Genomic DNA, 20,406 nt, shown 5'->3' with positions numbered 1-20,406 from the left:
TCGCGGCCGGACGGCGGTACTCAGATGGGTGATCCTGGAATTGAGGGCCCGGTCTGGCTTCCTACCCTGCCGCCGACGCTGGGCGAGTACCTTGCACCGAACCTGCAGCCTGTTCCGCTGATCCCGGCATTGACACTGCTGGCCGCGGCCCTTTACCTTGCGGGCGCGATCAGTCTCTGGCGGCAGGGCCGGCACTGGTCCCCGGTGCGCACGGCATCCTTCCTGTTCGGTTGTCTGGCCATCATCGTTGTCATGGGAGCCGGGATCGAGGGTTACGGGCTGCGGATGTTCTCCATTTTCATGTTTCAGCAGCTGACCTTGATGATGGCTGTCCCGCCCCTGCTGGTCATTGGTTCCCCCGGGACCTTGCTGCTGCGGGCGACCCCGCACGGCCGGTTGGGCCGGCCGGTCCTGAGGTTTGCCCTCTGGGGTCTGCGGTCCCGTTGGGGCCGGCTGGCCATTCACCCGGCCTTCATGGTGCCGTTGTTCCTGCTCAGCTTCTACGGCGTCTATTTTTCCGGGCTCGCGGACCTGCTGTTGCCGAACTGGTACGGGCACGTCGGGCTGGAATTGTTGTTCCTGGCCGCGGGCATCCTGTTCACGGTGCCGCTGATTTCCGCTGATCCGCTGCCGAGCAGGCAAACACACTTCGGCCGGCTGCTGGACATCTTTGCCGAGATGCCGCTGCATGCGTTTTTCGGCGTCGTGATCATGATGGCCACCGCACCCATGGTGAAGTTCTTCGCCGCACCACCGGAAAGCTGGAACGTGGATCCGATGCAGGACCAGGGCCTGGCCGGCGGGCTGGCCTGGTCGTACGGGGAGCTGCCGGGGGTGCTGCTGTTGATGTTTATCCTGGTGCGCTGGCAGCGGGACGAGGCCCGCGGCTGGGCCAAATCCGAACGCAAGGCGGCGGTAGTGGGGGACCCGGACCTGGACGCCTACAACGAATACCTGCGTCAGCTGGCCAACCGTCCGGTGCGCCGGCGATGAGAACACCAGGCACCCCACAGTCCGCGCCCGCATACCAGGCTCCGGCGCCCGTGCTGCCCGCGTTGGGACCCGGTGGCATGCTGCGCTGGGCCTGGCGGCAGCTGACCAGCATGCGGACGGCCCTGTTCCTGCTGCTCCTGCTCGCGGTGGGCGCCGTGCCGGGCTCGTTGTTCCCGCAACGCTCGGCCAATCCCGCACTCGTTACCCGCTATATCAAGGACAACCCCGGGTATGGGCCGGTCCTGGATGCGCTGCAGATGTTCGATGTCTACTCCTCGGTGTGGTTCTCCGCGATCTATCTGATGCTGTTCATTTCGCTGGCCGGCTGCGTCACGCCACGTGCTGCCGCGCACTACAAGGCCATGCGGTCCCGGCCGCCGCGTACCCCCAAACGCCTTTCGCGCCTGCCGGAGTACGGCACCCTGGTGCTGCCCGCCGACGCCGGAGTCCCTGCCGCTGCCGCCATTGCGGACGCCGCGGAAGTGCTCAGGAAACGCCGCTACCGGGTGGAAGTCAGGGACGCGGACGGAACGCGGCCGTCTGTGGGTGCCGAGCGCGGCTTCGTGAAGGAAGCCGGCAACCTGGTGTTCCACACCGCGCTGATCGGGGTGCTGGTCTGCGTGGCCGTCGGCGGCATGTTCGGCTACCGCGGACAGAAAATTCTCATCGAAGGCGGCACCTTCGTCAACACCCTGGTCAGCTACGACGCCTTCACCCCGGGAACCAACTTCAACACCGCCTGGCTGGATCCGTTCGCCGTCACTCTCGAGACATTCGAAGTCCGTTTCGACAGGGAATCATCCCGGCAGTTCGGCCAGCCGATCGATTTCACCGCAAAGCTGACCACCAAAGACGGAACGGAGTCCCCGGCACGGGAACAGATCCTGAAAGTCAACGAACCGGTCTACTTCGGTGAAACCGGGGTGTTCCTCGTCGGCAACGGCTACGCCCCGGTCGTCACGGTAAAGGACGGCACCGGGAAAACCGCGTTCAGCGGTCCCGTGGTGTCCATCCCCAACGACGGGGTGTACACCTCCTCGGTGGTGCTCAAGGTCCCGGACGCGGCACCGTCCCAGCTGGGCTTTGTCGGGTTCTTTCTGCCTTCGGCCATCAAGAACGACCAGGGTGTGTCCTACAGCTTCGATCCCGATCCCCTGAACCCGCAGCTGAACCTGAATTCATACTACGGAGACCTTGGACTGGACACCGGAGCCCCGCAAAACGTCTATGTCCTGGACGTGGCCAAGCTGACCCAACTCAACGGCAGGGACCTGCCCGCCGGGGGCATCACACTCGCCCCCGGTGGCACGTACACGCTGCCCGACGGCAAGGGAAGCATCAGCTTCGACGGGCTGAAACGCTACATCGGAGTGGATGTGCGCAGCACCCCCGCCCAAGGTGGGGTCCTGGCGTTTTCCCTGCTGGCCGTGACAGGCCTGATGGTTTCGTTATATGTGAACCGGCGCCGAGCCTGGGTCCGCGCCGGCACCCACGAGGACGGCAGGACGATGGTCGAGTACGGCCTCCTGGCCCGAGGAGAAGACCACCGCCTGGCCGCAGAGGCCACCGCCATCCGCGCCCTGTTGGCACGGCGATGGCAGCTTCGGGAGGAAAACAGTGGCGTATAGCTTCCTGCTGTCGTGGCGTTGGGTGGGGTGGCTGCTGCTGGCCGCACTTTTCGCCGCCGCATGCATAGGCCTGGGAAACTGGCAGATGGACCGTCGGAACCAGACAGTGGCAGAGATCCGCAGGGTCCAGGAGAACTACGACAAACCCCCCGCGCTGTTTCAGGACGCCCGCCCCTACTTCGAGGTCGCCGACCCCGACGCGAAGTGGACAACCGTTGCAGTGTCCGGCCGGTACCTTGTCCAGGACCAGAGAATCGTCAGGAACCGGCCCAATAACTCCGTTGCCGGATATGAGGTAGTGGTTCCGTTCCGGCTTGCTTCCGGTGAAACGATCGTGATCAACCGGGGGTGGCTGCCGATCGGCAACCTTCGGCCCGGATACCCCGATGCCGTGCCGGCCCCGCCACCGGGCGAGATCTCCGCGGTGGTGCGCATCAAACCCTCCGAACCCGACCTTGGCCGGGACGCTCCCGAGGGACAACTGGCCAGCATCGACCTGCCCTACTTCGCGAGCCAGCTGGGCTATCCCTTGATGACAGGCAGTTACGGGGTGATGGCCTCGGAGTCCCCCCAGCCCGCCGTAGTTCCCCAGCAACTTGCCCAACCGGCCGTCAAGGAAGGATCAAACCTGTCCTACGCCATGCAGTGGATCACCTTCGGGGTTCTGGCGTTCGTCGGCTTCGGATACATGGCACGTCAACAGGCCCGCATCCACCGTGAGGAGCGTGAAATCCCGGACGAATCCGCGCAGACAGCAAGCACCGTCCAGCAACCCCGTCATCCCTCCGCGCCCAAGCGTTCCCGCGCCGAGGAAGAAGACGCCCTGCTGGACTCGATGGGACTGTGACCCTGGCGCAGGGCGGCGGATTCCCGCGCAGCGCGGGTCATGGACAATCCCCAACGGACGGACATCACGGCGCGCGGGAACCATCCTGCGCTGGGCCTCGTTGAGCCTTTGGCTGCACATCTGAAGAGACGCACAGCAATTGCGTACCGGCCGCCCGCCACGGCCACCGGATAGCGTCCGCGCCTGCACGACACGGGAACGTAGTGTCACGAAATTGTAACGATGATGCTTTGCGGCTACTATTAATTCAGGTTTTTCTGTACTGAGACCCTTGATGCCCCACGCTGAACCCCGCCCGGGGCATCAAACGACTATCCCTTTTTGACGGCGGGGGTGGAGGACCCAGGATCGGCAGTAAGCCTGCCTTGGGGTGAAGCCGTGATGCCGGTGGCCAGAAAGCCGCCGGGCACGGCCGGGCTTTTTCCTTGGCCCGAACCCGACAGCTAACTTCGCAGGCGAACCGAAAGGATCGATCCCCCTTGTCTTCTGTATCCCCCCATGGCCGCCGCCGAAAGCCAACCTCCGGTTTGTCGCCCCGCGTGGCCGTCCCGATGATGTCCCCCACGAGCGGTCGCCACCGACCCCTGCCAGGCGCAGGGGCGCGGGCGAGCCGCCGCAAACAGGTCACCGCAGCCGCCACGCTGAGCGTCGCCGCGCTGTTGACCGCAGCGCTCACCGCCGCCCATGCCGGCCCGGCCCCCACCGGCACCGCCCCTGCCGTGCAGGCGTCGGGAACCGTCGCTGCCGGCGCACCCGTCCAAGCCCCTGTCGGGGCTTCGATCAGTTATGAACGACCAGCTGTCACCACCGAGCAGGCACCGTTGCCGGTACCCGCCAAGACCCCCCTAGCTGCTGCCGGCGCGGCCGCGGCGACGACCCCGGCGGCCTCCCCGATCCCCGCTGCGGCCCCTGCTCCTGCGCAACCTGTCTCAACAGCCCGGCTCGGGGCGCCCTTGGCCGGCATGTCGGTCACCTCGCCGTTCGGTATCCGCACCAGCCCGATCTCAGGCACCGGGGAGCTGCACACCGGCCTTGACCTCGTGGCAGCCTGCCAGACCGCAGTATTCGCCGCCGGAGCCGGGACCGTCGTGGAAGCCGGATGGTCCCCCTATGGTGGCGGGAACAGAATTGTGGTGGACCACGGCAACGGCCTGAAGAGCACCTACAACCACCTGGCCTCCATCGAAACCTCCGTGGGCGCGACCGTGTCCGCCGGCCAGCGGCTGGCCGCAGCCGGAACCACCGGCAACTCCACCGGCTGCCATCTGCACTTCGAGGTACTTCTTAACGGACAGACCGTGAATCCGCAGGGATGGATGTAAGCCTCGCCCATCGCCCACGATGCCAGGGTCAGAGTCCTGATGTGCCCAGGAAGACGTGGCTGAAGGCGAAGAAGATGGTTGCGGTAACAGCCACGTAGAGCAGCGCGGTAATGATCCAGCCGAACTCACCGACAACGCGGGCCGTTCCGGCGGGTACTTTGATGACTCCATGGGTGATGTTCCGGGCCGTGACCCAGACGAACAGGGGAATCATTGCCGCCCAGACGATCATGCAGAAGGGGCAGAGGATGTGGATGGAGTACAGGGCCTGGGACCACAGCCACACGGCGAAGCCAAACCCAAGCGTGACACCTGTCTGCAGGCCGGCCCAGTACCAGCGGGCGAACGTTGCACCGGAAAGCAGGGCCATGCCCGTGGTGATGATGACGGCGAACGCCACGATCCCAATGAACATGTTGGGGAATCCGAAAACGGAACTCTGCCAGGTCTGCATGACCTGACCGCAGGAAATCCAGGGATTGACGTCGCAGACGGTTTTGTAGCCGGGGTCTTTGAGTACCTCGAGTTTCTCCAGGACCAGGGCGCCGGAGGCGAGCCAGCCGATGACGCCGGTGATGACCAAGAGCCACCCGAACGGCTTGTTGCGGGTCATGCGGGGAATATCCGGCCCCTCAGCAGCTGAAGCAACCCCACGATCGGAGGGTTTCACGTTCGCGGCGGGTTTTGCGGTGCTGGTCATGGCAGAAGTCCTTTTAGGTGGTCTGGCGGCGGGCTTGGTAATCATGATCCCGCAGCTGCGGTAGTGATCAGTGCCTTCAAGGTTCCTTTTTGGGAGATCCCCAGGATCCGGGCACTGACGCGGCCTTGAGTGTCCAGCACCAGGGTGGTGGGCACTGCACGGGGCGGGACGTACTCGGTCATGCCCAGCAGGATGCCGCCATCGCTGTCATCGAAGCTGGGATACTCGACCTTGAAGGTCCGCTCAAAAGCTGCGGCCGTGGCGGCGTCGTCGCGGACGTTGACGCCGTAGAACAAGACCCCTTGGTCTTTGAATTCCGTGTGCAGGGCGGCCAGGTCCGGGGCCTCCACCCGGCACGGAGCGCAGGCCGCGTACCAGAAATTGAGCACCACGACTTTGCCCGCCCAGTCCCGGGCAGCAACTTTTTGCCCGTCAAACAGCCGGCCTTCCAAGGAGACCGCGGCGCCGCGCGACCCGGGCGGGTATTCGTTGACCGACCCGTCCCCGGCGATGTAGTTCTTGTCATCGCCGGCCTTGGCCTGCTGGGCCAGATCGTCCGGGGCTGCGCAGCCGGCGAGGGCAAGTACTGCCGCGCCCAGGCCCAGGATGGTGCGGCGTCCGGGGCGCCGCAGCGGCTCTGGTTGGTTGATCATGTTCTCGGTCCTTGCTTGATTGTGTCTGCGTGCGGGGTCACCGTGGCTAGACGGGCATCAAGAACGTCCCTGCCAGGTTCTGCAGCTGGTAGATCCATTGCACCCACACCCCGGTTACCATCAGGACCCCCAGGATGATGAGCATGACGGCGCCGCCGATGTTGACGGCCCGAATGTGCTTGCGGACCACCGACAGGACCCTCGAGACCCAGTTCAAGCCCAGAGCGACAAGGACGAAGGGGATGCCGAGTCCCAGGCAGTAGATGAAGGCCAGCAGGGCCCCGCGCCAGGCGCTGCCGGCGGTGACGCTCAGGCTGAGCACGGCGCTGAGCGTTGGGCCCATGCAGGGGGTCCATCCGAGGCCGAAGACGATGCCCAGGAGCGGGGCGCCGGAGAGCCCGCCGCGTCCCGGACCCTGGAATTTGCGGGTTTGCTGGAGCCAGGAGAACCGTCCGAGCAGGACCAGGCCCATGATGATGACCACCACGCCCAATCCCCTCATGAGCGGGTCCTGCCAGCGGATCAGCCAGGATCCGATGGCTCCGAAGGCTGCACCGTAGAGGGTGAAGACGGCGCCGAAGCCCAGGATGAACAGTGCCACCCCCGAGAGGACCCGCCGCCTGTTCCGCGGCTGCGTTGGGTCGGTGAGCCCTGAGACGAAGCCCAGGTAGCCGGGAACCAGCGGAAGGATGCACGGAGAGAGGAACGACACCAGACCTGCTGCGGCGGCCAGAGGCAACGCCAGGATCAGCGCCCCGGAGGTCACCGTCGAGGCAAAGTATTCACCAATGTCCAACGATTCAGTCCTCTTCCCTGCGCGCGGCGGGGAACAGTATCGTGCCCAAAATCAGCAGGCCCACTCCGCCGACGACGAACACGTCAGCCAGGTTGAAGGTCGGGAACCATCCGGTATGCAGGTAGTCAACGACGCCTGCCCCGTCCATCCGGTCCACCAGGTTGCCCAGGGCGCCACCGAGAAGGAAAACAGCGCCGGTGCAGGAAAGCATGCCGAACCGGGGGACCGCACGGAACAGGAATACCGCCAGCGCCGCTACGATCACTGTGGTCGCAACGACCACTACCCACGGGGACAAGGTCGCGCCGAGGCTTAACGCGACACCGGTGTTATAGCCGAGCTTGAGGTTGAACAGACCGAAGTCCAGGACCCTGCCATCACCTATTGTCTCGACCACAACGGTCTTGACCAGCAGGTCAACCGCCGCCAAGGCGATGGCGCCGAGCCCGAGGACGACCCGTCCTGTCCGGGGCCGCCTGGTGCTCGTGGCACTCATGCGGAAACCCGGGAAGTGTCCGACAACGCCGGTGCGGGACTTCCCGTCCGCGATGCCTTGATGCGGCCGGCCCGGACGCCATTGCCGATCACCACGATTTCGGCCAGTTCGTGGATCAGAACAACCGCGGCCAAGCCGAGGAGCCCGAACAGTGCCAGCGGGATCAGGACCGCGATCAACAGCAGGGACAAGCCCACGTTCTGCAGCATGATGGACCGGGTCCTGCGGGCGTGGTCCAACACCTGCGGCAGGTGGTTCAGGTCCTCGCCCATCAGGGCGATGTCCGCGGTTTCGATCGCGACATCGGTGCCCATGGCCCCCATCGCTATTCCGGTGTCGGCGGTGGCCAGGGCCGGGGCGTCGTTGACGCCGTCACCGACCATGGCGGTGGGCTGGCGGGACTTCAGCGTCCGGATAATCTCGGCTTTGTCTTCCGGGCGAAGGTCGGCGTGGACTTCGGTGATGCCGGCGTCCTTGCCCAAGGCATTGGCGGTGATCGTGTTGTCCCCGGTGAGCATGGCCGTGGTGTACCCGGAGGCCCGCAGCCGGGCAATCACGTCCCGGGCTTCGGGACGCAGCTCGTCACGCACTGCTACGGCACCGATGACCTCCCCGGCGGATTCGATCAAAACGGCAGTGGCACCCGCCGTTTGCATCCGCTCGACCTCTGCGGCGAGCGGGCCGGGGGTGATCCAGCCGGGGCGGCCGAGTCGGACGGTTTTGCCCTCGAAAAGGCCTTGCAGGCCGGCTCCGGGAACGGTGTCGACGTCGGTGACCTCGGCCCGGGTCGGGGATGCGGCAAGGATGGCGCGGGCGAGTGGGTGTTCGCTGCGGGCTTCCAGTCCGGCGGCGAGGGCAAGGACTTCTTCGCGGGCCACGGTACCGGCTGTGGCGACGTCGATGACTTCGGGCTTGTTCCGCGTCAGTGTGCCGGTTTTATCCAGGGCGATGGTGCGGATTTTGCCGAGAGTTTCCAATGCGCCGCCGCCCTTGATGAGCACACCGATACGGCTTGCGGCGCCGACGGAGGCGACGACGGTGACGGGTACGGAGATGGCCAGCGCACACGGTGATGCGGCGACGATGACGACGAGGGCGCGTTCAAACCACAGCAACGGCTCTCCGATGATGAAGCCGAAGGCAATGATCAGTGCCGCGGTGAGCAGGATGCCGGGGACGAGTTTCCTGGCGATGTTGTCCGCGAGACGCTGGCCGGGGCCCTTTCGGGACTGTTCGGCCTCGACGATGTGCACGATTCTGGCCAACGAGTTGTTCTCCGCGGTGCTGGTGACTTCGAGTTCCAGCGGCCCGGTGCCGTTGATGGACCCGGCGTAGACGTCGCTGCCGGGGCCGACCTCTACGGGTACGGATTCACCGGTCAGGGCCGATGTGTCCAGCGATGTGCGGCCGGTGATAATGCGACCGTCGGTGGCAACACGTTCACCCGGACGAACGATCATCCGGTCTCCGGGAACGAGCTCACCGGGGTCGAGGGTGACCTCCGTCCCGCCGCGCAGGACGGTTGCTTCGGCGGGAACCAGGTCAAGCAGGGCCCGCAGACCGCGCCGGGTTTTGGCCAGAGAGTATTCCTCCAGTCCTTCGGAAATTGAGTAGAGGAAAGCGAGCATCGCCGCTTCCTCGTATTCGCCCAGCGCTACCGCGCCGGCAGCAGCAATCGTCATCAGGGTCCCGACACCGATCTTGCCCTTGGCCAGTCGACGGAGGGTGGAGGGAACGAACGTCCATGCAGCGACCAGCAGCGCCCCGATTTCCAGGACAAGGCGCAGCCAGTCCGGACCGCCCGTCAGGGACAGGATCCACCCGGCCAGGAGGAGCACGCCAGCGACCGCTGCGGCCCTGATCTCGTTGATCTGCCAAAAACCGAGTGCTTCCTCGGCTTCCTCTGCCGCGGTCTCGGGCTTGTCGTCACTGCAGCAAGCGTCACTCATCGAGTGTGCTCCTTCGTTAGTTCTACGTTGGACAACACGACGCGGGTGCTTCCGTTGCCGTAATTCGGGCAGAGGCTGACCGCGTTGCCGGTCGCAGCCAGCAGGACCTCGGCCTGAGCAAGCATGTCCATCAGTTCCGGACGGGACAGCGAGTAGTACACACTGCGGCCCTGGGCCCGGCCTTCCACCAGGCCGCAATCCCGCAGGCACGCCACATGCGCCGAGACCGTCGACTGAGCCAATCCCAGCTCGCTGGCGAGCTCACCCACGCGGACCTCACCGCCGGCCATTCGCTTCACAATGCCCAGGCGCGTCGGATCGCTAAGGGAGTGAAACAGCGCCGCCGCGGGATCCAGCGGAGCACACCCGTCCACGGAACCGCCAAATTGATTCGTCATACGACGATGATAGCGCAGTGTTCGGATGTTATCGGTAGGAACTGCTGTCCTATCAAGCCCCATTGTGCCCCTCGGACTGACTCGTTCCAACGTTCAGACACCACGCGTAAGCCAATATCGGATGACCGCTCAGTCGTATCGCTATTCTTGGTGCAGACACTCATCTCCCAGGGCCGCAGGATCGAGGCTTAGCCACCCAACATCATGAGTAACAGCAGAAAAAATGCGACACCACAGGCCTCGGACCTGACGGCCGTTGCCCAGGACTACGTGAGGGTAGTGTGGTCCGCGCAGGAGTGGTCCGACGAGATGGTTACGGTGGGCCTTGTCGCGGATCGGCTCGGAGTCAGCGCTTCGACCGCTTCGGAAGGTATCCGGAAATACGCGGCGCAGGGTTTGCTGACGCACGCCCGTTATGGCGGTGTGGAACTGACCCCGACCGGTGAGGAATACGCCCTGGCGATGGTCCGGAGGCACCGGCTCCTGGAGACGTTTCTGGTCGAGATCCTCGGTTACCGCTGGGACGAGGTCCATCATGAGGCTGAGGTGCTCGAACACGCAGTCTCGGATACTTTCATCGCCAGGATCGATGCCCTTCTTGGCTACCCACGGCACGATCCACACGGTGATCCGATCCCATTACCGGGCGAACATCTGGACCGGGCCGACGCGGTGCCGTTGGGCGCTGTGCGGCCCGGGGATGCGGTGATCATTCGGAGGGTCTCGGATGAGAGTGCCGAGATGCTCCGCTACTTCGCCGGGCATGGCCTCGTCCCGGGCACGCAACTCATCGTCGGTGAACGCAAAGCCTTCGCCGCCGGGATACCTGTTCGTCTCGCCGACTCCGGGGAAGACCTCGCCCTTGGTGACGAGGCAGCCGCGGCCCTCTGGGTGGAAACCGTGGCCCAAGGTTAGGAATGACCCGGCTTTCGGGCCTGGTCTCAGGATTGGCCGCTGAGGGTGAGGGTGATGAGGACGACGTTGAGTCCGACGATCAAGGTGGCGCTGGTCCAGCCGGCGATCTTCAGGGCTTTGCCATCGGTGTGGATGCCCATCACGTCGCGTTTGCCCGTGAGCCGGATCAAGGGGATCAAAGCGAACGGGATGCCGAAACTGAGCAGCACCTGGCTCAAAACCAGGGCCAGGGTCGGTTCGATACCTGCTCCCAGAATGATCAGCGCCGGAATGAGGGTGATGACCCGGCGGGTCAGCAGGGGGATTCGGACCTTCAAGAGCCCGCCCATGATGGTCGCGCCGGCGTAGCAACCGACTGACGTTGAGGCCAGACCGGAGGCCAGCAACCCGACAGCGAAAATGACGCCGATGGCCGGACCCAGTGCCGAGGTCACGGCAGCGTGGGCTCCGTCTATGGTGTCTGTTCCCTCGATGCCGCGCAAGCTGGACGCGGCCAGCAGCAGCATCGAAATGTTCACCACACCAGCGAGCAGCAAGGCACCGAGGACGTCGAAACGGGTGGCCCGGATCAGGCGGGTCCGCACGGCAGGATCCTCGGAGAAGCCGTGCCGGTCCCGGGCCAGGGCCGAGTGCAGGTAGATCGCGTGCGGCATGACCGTGGCTCCGAGCATGCTCGCCGCCAGCAGGACCGTGTCGGTGCCCTCAAAGCGAGGAACCAAACCGCCAAGGGCAGCTCCGCCATCAGGGGGATTGACGAACAATCCAGACATGAATCCGACGGCGATGACTCCAAGGAGCACCAGGATCGCGTATTCAAAGGAACGCTGACCCCGGTGGGACTGCAGCGCCAGCAGCAGCATGGAGGCTACGCCGATGATGACTCCTCCGGCCAATAGCGGAAGGCCGAACAGCAGGTTCAGGGCGACGGCACCGCCGATTACCTCGGCCATGTCCGTGGCGCCGGCAACGATCTCCGCTTGCACCCAATACAACCGGCGGCGCTTGGTCCCCAACCTTTTACCAAGGATCTCAGGAAGACTCATACCCGTGGCCAAACCCAGCTTCGCCGATTGGTACTGCACCAGAACAGCCATGGCGTTGGCAACCACCAACACCCACACGAGCAGATACCCGTAGTTCGCACCGGCGGTGAGGTTCGCGGCCACGTTGCCAGGATCCACATAGGCGATCGCGGCCACGAAGGCCGGACCCAGGAGCAGGAGCCGGGACCACACCTTCCGGGGCGCGGGGCGGGTATCAAGAGTCGGTGCAGCCATCGTCAGTCCTCATTATCGGGGCGTTCTGATATGAGGATAGAGCAAAGTTAGGCATACCGAAAAGTAGTTATTAGGGAAACCGATAAAATCGGGTTTTACTGTCTGCGACGTGGTTATCTGCGGGACCTCCACACTCAATGGATCGAGCCCCCGATACCTCGCGGAGTCCGTTAATCGAAGGCGGAGGTAAGTCAAGCTCCGGATTCACGAAGCCGCCCGCTTCCGGATCATCGGACACAGGAGCCGCATCGCCCACATGACATACGGGCCCGCAGTCGGACAATGGCCCGGCACGCTTCTGCTCGAACGCCGTTCGTCGGCTGTTGTCTGACGGCAACGCCGCAAACAGGTGAAGCCCTGCGCGGCGAAAAATGCCCAGGGACTCCTCATTAGTCACCCCGCATCCTGCCTAGTCGGGGACATTCCTCGGATCATTGGCGCAGGCCTGGTTCGCCATACTTCAACAGCCCCTCCTGAGCACCACCAACTATGAATGTGTCATAATATTCGCATGAATGCAGATATTTCTTGTGGCCTGAACGTTGACAGCGACTACGTCGAGTTGGCCGTTGAGGTATTCGCCATGCTCTCCGACGCGACGCGCGTCAGGTTGATTCTTGCTTTGCGTGAGGGTGAGATGTCGGTCAACGATCTTGCGGAGACCGTGGGTAAGCCGCAGTCCGCAGTGTCCCAGCACCTGGCGAAGATGCGGATGGCGCGTATGGTCTCCACGCGTCATGAGGGTACCCGGGTGTTTTACCGGCTGGAGAACGAGCATGCACGGCAGCTGGTTGCGGATGCGATCTTCCAGGCCGAACACACTCTCGGCGGTACGCCCCGTCATCACCATGTGCAGAACGAAAGCGGTGCGGCATGAAACATGCCGACGACAACGTGGACAGCCACACCGCCCACGAGCTGATGCATGACCACGACCACCAGGCGCACGACCACGACCATGGCCATCATCACGGGCATGAACACAGCCATGAGCATCCTGGGGGCCTGCGGGGTTTCCTGCATGGCCTGTTTATCCCGCACAGCCATGATGCTGCGGATTCGGTGGACGAGGCGATGGAGTCATCGACGAAGGGCATCCGGGCCCTGAAAATTTCGCTTACGGTTTTGGCTGTGACGTCACTGCTGCAACTGGTCGTCTTTCTATTCAGTGGCTCCGTGGCTCTTCTCGCCGATACCATCCACAACTTTTCCGATGCGTTGACCGCGGTGCCGCTGTGGGTGGCTTTTGTCCTGAGCCGCCGTGCAGCGACACGGACCTATAACTACGGTTTCGGGCGTGCCGAAGATCTGGCGGGCTTGTTCATCGTTGCGATGGTTGCTTTGTCCGCCATTGTGGCAGCCGTCGAATCCGTGATCCGGATCTTCCAGCCGCAGCCGTTGAACAACCTCGGCTGGGTCCTGGCTGCCGGTCTGATCGGGTTCGCCGGCAACGAGATCGTGGCGGTCTACCGGATCAGGGTTGGAAGGGAGATTGGTTCCGCGGCCCTGGTCGCCGATGGTGTACACGCCCGGACCGACGGCTTCACCTCTCTGGCAGTTGTCGCGGGTGTGATTGGCGTCTGGCTCGGCTTCCCGCTGGCAGACCCGATCATCGGCATCCTAATCTCGATCACCATTTTCGTCCTGCTGTGGGGCACCGTCCGTGACATCGGCCGCAGGCTGCTCGATGGCGTGGATCCCGCCCTGCTGGACCGTGCTGAGGCCACTATCGCCTCCGTGGCGCCCCCGGCGTCAACGGTCCGGCTCCGGTGGTCAGGTCATCGCCTCCAGGTTGAAGTCACCACTCCGGTAAACCCGCAGTGGACCATGGCCGAGCTGGCGGAGGTCGACCGTTCCGTCCAGGACGCCGTGCGAGCCAATATCCGCAACGTGGGAACGGTGCTGGTCGTTGCCCGCTAAAGGCCGGCCCGCTCGTGGCGGAGCCGCGGGGCCCGCGCGAATCGAGAATAATCCGGCTGCCCTCACCAGCTTTGGGATTCCGGGCCACGGCATATTCGAGCTCACAAGTGCAGCGGTGGAAATGATAGAGGTGTTCGGCGGGACGCTGCATTGCTATCTCGCTGCCGGGGGGTGTCGGAAGCAAGGCCTGTACTTCTCGCGTACCTTGCCCCGTAAATCCCTCCACTGCCAAGAGCGATCAGGAAAGAAAGGTCCGGGCCCTTCGGGAGCTTTGAAGCCGCAACTACTGGTAAGCGTCAGCCACGATCTCGCTCCCAAGCTGAACGGGGCCATCCTGGACTTCGGGCTCTACAACAAGATGCAGCGTTTTGTCTGGCTGTCCCTGCCTGCCGTGAAAGGACCACCGTGCACATGTCTTCGCTCCATCGGAGTACCGGCCGGCAAGCACTCGCCCTGCCTCGATGATGCCGGAATCGGACTGACCGACCTACGTTGACAGTCTGTGCCACTGAACCGAGGTGACCTGGCCCAACCGTCGGGAAGGCTTGTTTGTGTGAAAATCAGCGCAGTCATGTGGGTGCAGCGGCCTTGGTTTCCTTGTTGCGGCACAGCAGTCGCTGGACCAATCCTGAGCGGGACGTGAAGGCACAGCATCCCGCCACCGAGTCTCTAGGCAAGGGTGGTCAGAAGATCGGCGCAGGCGGCCTCGCAGCGCCGGCAGGCCTCCGCGCAGATTCTGCAGTGTTCGTGCATGCTGGCGTGCTGTTCGCATTCTTCGGCGCAAACGGCGCAGGCGGTTCGGCAGGCTTCGAGCATTGCCCGGACAACGTCTGTGTTGGTGCCGGTTTGCCGGCTGAGGATAGTGCCTGTGGCGCCACAGATATCGGCACAGTCCAGATCGGTGCGGATACAGGTGGTCAGCTCGGCGACCATGTCCTCTCCAAGGCAGGCGTCGGCACAGGAACTGCATATTTGGGCGCATTCAAAGCAGGCCGCGATACATTCGGCGAGCTTTTCCCGGTCTGCGATGTCTGTTGCCTTGGGGTGGGAATTGATCATTGCGCTGATGTGGTGGGTCATGGCCTGCTCCTGTCATTGGTGGGCGTGAGGACCGGCCGGCCGGCCATCACGCCCACCCTAGACCTGGTCTGTGCAGCCCGCCAGATGCTTCCCTGCCTTTGTCTGGCCGCAGGCGGTCATCAACTCAGGCTGCGTCCATGGGGCGGAAATTAGTGCCCCCGTCCGTGGACACGACGATCCCGTCGGGCGTGGCAGCCCACACCCAAGGACTGCCATCGGCACCCTTGAGTGCTGCTATGGCCATCACTTCACCATCGACCCGGCCCTTTTTCGTCCAGCTGGCCCCGGCGTCTGCCGAGTAGTAGGTGGTCCCGTCAGGGGCGACGCCAGCGGCTTCGTCGGGTGTGGCGAAGGCCGCGTATTGGATCACCGGCCCGGACTTATCCAGCGACCAGGTCTCTCCACCATCGGTGGAGCGTTGGATTCCCTCGGTGGTGGTGCCCAGTATGGTCTCGCTGTCCGGGTGGCCGGCCAGGACTGCTGGTGCGAACATGGCGGCCACGGTGTTCCAGGTCTTTCCGTCGGGGCTGTGGCGAAGTTCCCCGTCGTACGCGATGATCCCGGTTTTCGTGGCGGTCATGGCGTGGAAGTCAGATTCACCTTGGCGTGAGAGTTTCTCCCAACTTTGTCCTCCGTCGGTGGATTTGATGAGTCCGAAGGGATTGGGCAGGTCCGATCCGGGACCGGGGTGTCCGGAGGCGTAGAAAACGCCGCCCTCGCCGGCAGTGAAGCCCATCAGATCGTTCGTGCCGCCGATCTTGGTGGCGGGTTGTTTCGTGACGTCAAAAAGTCCGTCGTGGGTGGCCAGGAGCACCTGGCTGGTATCGGGATCGACGGTCAAACCATGGACGTGGCTATTGGGCAGGGCCTCGTCGCTCAGTTCGCTCGGCGGCGCCGTGGTGGTGGGTGGGTTGGCCGGGGTGCAGGCTGCCAGAGCGAGCACGAGCGCCGCCCCGGAAAGCAAGATGCCGCGACGCGATGCCGCACGGGTGAAGGGTTGCATGGGAAAGCTCCAGGGTTGGAAGGGAACGCGGAGGGGGCCGGTCCCGCTTGATGGGTGCAGGGCCGGTCCTTTAGGGAGTGGCTTAGAGGCTGGCCAGCAGTGTCTGCATTTCCTTGATTTCGGCTTCCTGGGCGCTGACGATGTCCTTGCCCAGCTGAACGGCTGCGGGGCCTTTGCCGTCCGTGGTCTCGGTCTTGGCCATGGTCACGGCGCCCTCGTGGTGGGCGATCATCTGGGTCAGGAACAGCTTCGCGGCCTCCACACCCTGGGCGGCTTCCAGTTTGGTCATGTCTTCGGCGCCCATCATGCCGTCCATGCTGTGCCCGGTGGGCACCTGCGTCGACTCGCCCCAACCCTGCAACCAGCCGGTCATCTTCTCGATTTCCGGTCCCTGTGCGTCCTTGATGCGGGTAGCCAGGGCTGTGACCTCGGCGGGAATGTCCTGTTTCTTGAGGATCATGTCGCTCATCTCCACGGCTTGTGCGTGGTGCGGGATCATCATCTGGGCGAACATCACGTCCGCAGAGTTGTGGGCAGAAGCGTTCGCGGCAGGGGTGGAGGTGCTGGAGGAGCTGTTGCCGTGGTCCATTCCCGGCATGGAGGTCGCGGAGGAACCGGAACCACCGGAGGAACCGCAGCCTGCGAGGGCGATCACCGCGGCGACGGCCGTAGCTGCAAGGGGTACAAACTTCTTGGTGTTCATCATGATCAAGTCCTTCAAAAGGTTTTAGGGGACGCGAAGGCGCCCCTGAAAGGGGGGTGGGTAAATCCATCAAAGACGCGCCGGAAAGACAGTGGTTGGTTTCCGATCGCAACGTAAGGTGCCAGGCTTGGGCCCGGGCGGATAGCGTCTATGTTCTGCTGATGGACAGTTCACCCGGTGAAGGACCGCCGGGACGGTAGGACCACAGATTCCAGACCGCGAAGGTGGAATCCAGCGTTGGGGCTGTAATCGAAGGCGCTTCGGTGGGTACCGGCGTGGCAAGGACGCCGGCCGAGGCCGAGGGGATACAAGCCGCGGTCATGGAGTGCTCGCTGGAGCAGTTCCCTGAACAGGAGCACTGGGCCGGGGACACTGCACCATGGGAGGTGGACAGCTCCTCCGTGGCAGTAGCCCCGGATGATGGGGGCTGATGGCCGCCATGGCCGGACGGGTTTCCGGCTGCGGCCTGAGCCGCCGTAGCCGTCATGTCTGCGGGAACCGCCGCGGCCGAGCGTGCCGAGTGGGTGCCTGTCATGACGTGCATGCCAAGGATTCCGGCGATGATGGCCAGGACTGCTGCCAGCAGTGTCGCCGTGAGCAGGGCGGATCCGGCGATGGTGCGTTGCGCGGCCATGCTGGTCCTCCTCCCTGGGTACTGGTTCTTTCAAGGCTACCGGCACCCACGCATGGGTCCCGTGGGATGGGTGCGTCGGTGCCGGTGGCACTACGTGGTCAACGAACCTGCGAGGGGTTCAGTTTCACCCGCCGGAGCAGTTGGGCGTTGAGGGCGACCACGATGGTGGAAACCGACATCAGCACCGCCCCGGCCGCGGGGGACAGAACGATCCCGGCGAAAGCCAGGACACCAGCGGCCAGCGGGACGGCGATGATGTTGTATCCGGTAGCCCATACGAGGTTCTGCCACATTTTGGTGTAGCTCGCCCGGGACAGGTCCACCATGGACAACACGGCCCGGGGGTCGTTGCCGGCCAGGATGACTCCGGCCGATTCCATGGCCACGTCCGTGCCGGCGCCGATGGCGATGCCGACCTCTGCCCGGGCCAGGGCCGGTGAGTCGTTGACCCCGTCTCCGACCATGGCCACTTTCAAACCGCGGGCCTGCAACTCGGCGACCTTCTTGTCCTTGTCGGCGGGAAGCACCTCGGCGAAGACCTCATCAATGTTCAGTTCCGCGCCCACTGCCGTCGCGACCTGCTGCGCGTCGCCGGTGATCATGGCTACCTTGATGCCCCTGCTCTGTAGAGCGGCCACAGCCTGCCTCGACTCGGAACGGATCGCGTCTTCAAGACTGACCGCACCCAGGATCGTCTCCCCGTCGATGACGTGCAGCACGGCCGCACCACGGCCCATCCACCCCCGGGTTGAAGCGGCCATCGATTCCGGTTCGTCCAGTCCCAGTTCGCGCAGCAGCGCGGGGCCGCCGACCTGGACAACGCGTCCATTGACCGTGGCCCGCACACCCCGGCCCGTCATGGACGAGAAACCCGTTGCATTCGGGAGGTTCAGGTCTTTGCTGCGGGCTGCCCGGACGATGGCCCGCGCCACGGGGTGTTCGCTGTCGGACTCCACTGCCGCTGCCAGGGCCAGCAGTTCATCGGCGGCACCGCCGTCGACCGTGGCTGTGTTCCTGACTTCGGGTTCGCCCTTGGTCAGGGTGCCGGTCTTGTCGAACAAGACGACGTCGACGGTGCGCATCCGCTCCAAAGCATTCCGGTTCTTGATCAATACCCCGGCCTTGGCGGCCTGTTCAGTAGAGATGGCTATGACCAGCGGAATGGCCAGGCCGAGCGCATGGGGGCAGGCGATCACCAGCACCGTCACGGTGCGGGTGACAGCGTCGGGCAGGCTTCCCAGCAACGCCCAAGCGATGAACGTGATCCCGCCGGCGATGGCGGCGAAGTAGAACAGGAACGCCGCTGCCCGGTCCGCGAGGGCCTGGGCTTTGGACGAGGATGCCTGGGCTTCGGCAACCAACCGTTGGATGCCGGCCAGTGCCGTGTCGTTCCCCACGGCGGTTACCCTGACCCGGACCCTGTTGTCGGTGGCCACGGTCCCGGCCACGACCGGAGCACCCACGGAGCGCAGCACTGTTTTGGATTCACCGGTAATCATTGATTCATCGAACTCGGCTTGTCCGTCAACGATGGTTCCGTCGGCGGGCATCCGGGCCCCGGAACGGACCAGAACAATGTCGCCGGTCGTCAGTTCGGAGACGGGGACTGTTTCGACGCCGGCGTCGGCGACGCGTTCGGCTTCGTCCGGGAGCAGCGCCGCCAAAGCGTCCAAAGCGCCCTGGGCGGAGCCGAGGGCTCGCATTTCGATCCAATGGCCAAGCAGCATGATGGCCACCAGCAGAGCCAGTTCCCACCAGAAGTCCAGATCGAAGTTCCCGATCCGCAACGTGGTCGCCCAGGAGGCGAGGAACGCGACGGTGATGGCCATGGAGATCAGCAGCATCATCCCCGGCTGCCGGTTCTTCAGTTCACTGATACCGCCCTTGAGGAACGGCATGCCCCCATAGAAGAAGATCACCGTCCCCAGGACCGGCGGGATCCAGGCCGAGCCCGGGAACTCCGGGGGCATGTACCCCAAAAGATGCCCGAACATCGGGCTGAAATAGACCACCGGAACTGACAAGGCCAATGTCAGCCAGAACCTGTCCTTGAACATAGCCGTGCTGTGGCCGGCATGCTGACCATGGCTATGCACCGCGTGATCATCGGCATCGTGGCCGTGATGGCCGTGATGTTGATCCGGGGCTGAGCTGGTTGCTTGGTGCGCGTCGGCGGGATCAGGTTCGGCCTCACCTACAGGGGAGGCATGTTCAGTGTGGTAATGGGAGTGCTCTGTCATGGTGTGCTCCTCCAGTGACGGCCTACGCGGCACGGATAGGCCCGCAGGGCCGTGATGTGTGGACTAGCTGCTGGCCAGGCTGTATCCGGCCGAGGTAACGGCATCCTTGACCGCGGACGGTTCTGCGGATCCCGTGATGACCAGGCGGGAAACCCCGCCCGGAACAAGGTCAATAGTTGCGGACTCGACTCCGTCCACGGCGGAGACCGAACGCTGAACGCTGGCCACGCAGCCTCCGCAGGTCAGGCCTTCAACGCCATACTCAACGCCCGCTTCGGTGAGCGGAGCGGAGGGAGTCTCGGTGGAGCAGCAACCACAGCCCGACGAAGAATCAGTCAAGGGCAGTTCGGTCCGTGATGGTGTTTGCATGTCAGTTCCATTCATTGCAGAAGATGCGATGGGCGCTGTGGTTGAACGGCTGTAAAGAGGAACCAATCGGATCTCCGCGACGCGCCACTCACTGACAACACTTCAAATATACCCCCTGGGGGTATATTTGCCAATACGTTCCTACTGGTCACCAAAGACCGAGTAGAAAATATTGAACCGGGGGTCGGGGAGGGCCATCCTTGAAGAAGTCCGGAACATGAAAGGAAACGGCTGTGGATCATTCACACCAAGGCAGTGAAACGCCACTACCAGTGACCGGGCTGGTCGCGGCCCTGACCCGCATCGACACGGTAGGTTCTCACGGCATCGCCACAACTCTCACCGGGGCAGAGCCGACAATCGACCGGAACTGGGCGGCTTTGATCCGATGCCCGCATCGCCGTAGCCGTTACCGTCTGGCCGGAGGACATCCGGTTCGCAGCCGATAGATTTACAACGGCCGCCGAAAACCTGGTCGCCGTC

The 20,406-nt window shown here is 64.1% G+C and carries 20 protein-coding genes and 1 riboswitch; of the genes, 7 read left to right on the top strand and 13 right to left on the bottom strand.

The genetic code is table 11. The features are described 5' to 3' along the window. Positions 1-24: 24 nt before the first annotated feature. From AC1RJY_RS21405 to AC1RJY_RS21390, 4 genes are all read left to right on the top strand, one after another. A complete protein-coding gene (locus AC1RJY_RS21405; RefSeq protein ID WP_498603384.1) occupies positions 25-993 on the top strand; it encodes a cytochrome c oxidase assembly protein in 969 nt (322 codons plus the stop codon). Continuing rightward, on the top strand, positions 990-2,621 hold the full coding sequence (gene resB, locus AC1RJY_RS21400; protein WP_498603382.1) for a cytochrome c biogenesis protein ResB: 1,632 nt from the start codon (positions 990-992) through the stop codon (positions 2,619-2,621). The genes AC1RJY_RS21405 and resB overlap by 4 nt, the downstream gene beginning before the upstream one ends. Next, positions 2,611-3,468, top strand: a complete 858-nt coding sequence (locus AC1RJY_RS21395) for an SURF1 family cytochrome oxidase biogenesis protein (RefSeq protein WP_498603381.1) — start codon at positions 2,611-2,613, stop codon at positions 3,466-3,468. The genes resB and AC1RJY_RS21395 overlap by 11 nt, the downstream gene beginning before the upstream one ends. A 298-nt stretch (positions 3,469-3,766) precedes the next feature. Next, positions 3,767-3,940: riboswitch (cyclic di-AMP (ydaO/yuaA leader) on the top strand. 7 nt (positions 3,941-3,947) lie between these two features. Beyond that, positions 3,948-4,790 (top strand): M23 family metallopeptidase, encoded by an 843-nt coding sequence (locus AC1RJY_RS21390; protein WP_498603380.1) that lies wholly within the window; start codon positions 3,948-3,950, stop codon positions 4,788-4,790. A gap of 28 nt (positions 4,791-4,818) precedes the next feature. On the opposite strand, the gene AC1RJY_RS21385 is transcribed toward AC1RJY_RS21390, so the two are convergent. From AC1RJY_RS21385 to AC1RJY_RS21360, 6 genes are read right to left on the bottom strand one after another with little or no spacing between them, the layout of a single operon-like run. Beyond that, on the bottom strand, positions 4,819-5,490 hold the full coding sequence (locus AC1RJY_RS21385) for a vitamin K epoxide reductase family protein (protein ID WP_498603378.1): 672 nt from the start codon (positions 5,488-5,490) through the stop codon (positions 4,819-4,821). Positions 5,491-5,531: 41 nt separating this feature from the next. Beyond that, positions 5,532-6,143 carry a TlpA family protein disulfide reductase gene (locus tag AC1RJY_RS21380; protein ID WP_498603377.1) on the bottom strand — a complete coding sequence of 204 codons (612 nt, stop codon included), beginning with the start codon at positions 6,141-6,143 and terminating at the stop codon, positions 5,532-5,534. Between the two features lie 46 nt (positions 6,144-6,189). After that, positions 6,190-6,939: a cytochrome c biogenesis CcdA family protein gene (locus AC1RJY_RS21375; protein ID WP_498603375.1), complete on the bottom strand. Its 750-nt coding sequence runs from the start codon at positions 6,937-6,939 to the stop codon at positions 6,190-6,192. A gap of 4 nt (positions 6,940-6,943) precedes the next feature. Beyond that, positions 6,944-7,435, bottom strand: coding sequence for a signal peptidase II (lspA, locus tag AC1RJY_RS21370; protein ID WP_498603373.1), 492 nt, complete (start codon positions 7,433-7,435; stop codon positions 6,944-6,946). Further along, positions 7,432-9,384: a heavy metal translocating P-type ATPase gene (locus AC1RJY_RS21365; RefSeq protein WP_498603370.1), complete on the bottom strand. Its 1,953-nt coding sequence runs from the start codon at positions 9,382-9,384 to the stop codon at positions 7,432-7,434. The genes lspA and AC1RJY_RS21365 overlap by 4 nt, the downstream gene beginning before the upstream one ends. Next, a complete protein-coding gene (locus AC1RJY_RS21360) occupies positions 9,381-9,782 on the bottom strand; it encodes an ArsR/SmtB family transcription factor (RefSeq protein WP_250820609.1) in 402 nt (133 codons plus the stop codon). The genes AC1RJY_RS21365 and AC1RJY_RS21360 overlap by 4 nt, the downstream gene beginning before the upstream one ends. 204 nt (positions 9,783-9,986) lie before the next feature. Here AC1RJY_RS21360 and AC1RJY_RS21355 point away from each other — a divergent pair, with 204 nt between their 5' ends. Next, a complete protein-coding gene (locus AC1RJY_RS21355) occupies positions 9,987-10,697 on the top strand; it encodes a metal-dependent transcriptional regulator (RefSeq protein ID WP_498603367.1) in 711 nt (236 codons plus the stop codon). A gap of 26 nt (positions 10,698-10,723) precedes the next feature. Here AC1RJY_RS21355 and AC1RJY_RS21350 read toward each other — a convergent pair whose 3' ends face one another. Further along, entirely contained in the window at positions 10,724-11,974 is a 1,251-nt protein-coding gene (locus AC1RJY_RS21350; RefSeq protein ID WP_498603364.1) for an Nramp family divalent metal transporter, read from the bottom strand. A gap of 511 nt (positions 11,975-12,485) precedes the next feature. On the opposite strand from AC1RJY_RS21350, the gene AC1RJY_RS21345 reads away from it, so the two are divergent. Further along, complete coding sequence (locus AC1RJY_RS21345) at positions 12,486-12,851, top strand: ArsR/SmtB family transcription factor (RefSeq protein WP_498603361.1); 366 nt, start codon at positions 12,486-12,488, stop codon at positions 12,849-12,851. Then, complete coding sequence (locus AC1RJY_RS21340; protein WP_498603359.1) at positions 12,848-13,894, top strand: cation diffusion facilitator family transporter; 1,047 nt, start codon at positions 12,848-12,850, stop codon at positions 13,892-13,894. The genes AC1RJY_RS21345 and AC1RJY_RS21340 overlap by 4 nt, the downstream gene beginning before the upstream one ends. A 669-nt stretch (positions 13,895-14,563) precedes the next feature. Here AC1RJY_RS21340 and AC1RJY_RS21335 read toward each other — a convergent pair. From AC1RJY_RS21335 to AC1RJY_RS21310, 6 genes are all read right to left on the bottom strand, one after another. After that, entirely contained in the window at positions 14,564-14,974 is a 411-nt protein-coding gene (locus tag AC1RJY_RS21335; protein ID WP_498603357.1) for a four-helix bundle copper-binding protein, read from the bottom strand. Positions 14,975-15,098: 124 nt separating this feature from the next. Beyond that, the gene (locus AC1RJY_RS21330) at positions 15,099-15,977 is read right to left on the bottom strand and encodes a F510_1955 family glycosylhydrolase (RefSeq protein ID WP_498603355.1); all 879 of its coding nucleotides are present in this window, start codon (positions 15,975-15,977) and stop codon (positions 15,099-15,101) included. Positions 15,978-16,059: 82 nt separating this feature from the next. Then, the gene (locus tag AC1RJY_RS21325) at positions 16,060-16,683 is read right to left on the bottom strand and encodes a DUF305 domain-containing protein (protein ID WP_498603352.1); all 624 of its coding nucleotides are present in this window, start codon (positions 16,681-16,683) and stop codon (positions 16,060-16,062) included. Positions 16,684-16,828: 145 nt separating this feature from the next. Continuing rightward, a complete protein-coding gene (locus AC1RJY_RS21320) occupies positions 16,829-17,314 on the bottom strand; it encodes a hypothetical protein (protein ID WP_498603349.1) in 486 nt (161 codons plus the stop codon). 98 nt (positions 17,315-17,412) lie between these two features. Beyond that, positions 17,413-19,554, bottom strand: coding sequence for a copper-translocating P-type ATPase (locus AC1RJY_RS21315; protein WP_498603348.1), 2,142 nt, complete (start codon positions 19,552-19,554; stop codon positions 17,413-17,415). Positions 19,555-19,617: 63 nt separating this feature from the next. Continuing rightward, positions 19,618-19,923: a heavy-metal-associated domain-containing protein gene (locus tag AC1RJY_RS21310; RefSeq protein WP_498603346.1), complete on the bottom strand. Its 306-nt coding sequence runs from the start codon at positions 19,921-19,923 to the stop codon at positions 19,618-19,620. Positions 19,924-20,406 lie beyond the last annotated feature (483 nt).

This window comes from Arthrobacter sp. GW822-FHT05G07, from assembly GCF_058799755.1.
This window is presented reverse-complemented; position numbering and strand designations above follow the sequence as displayed.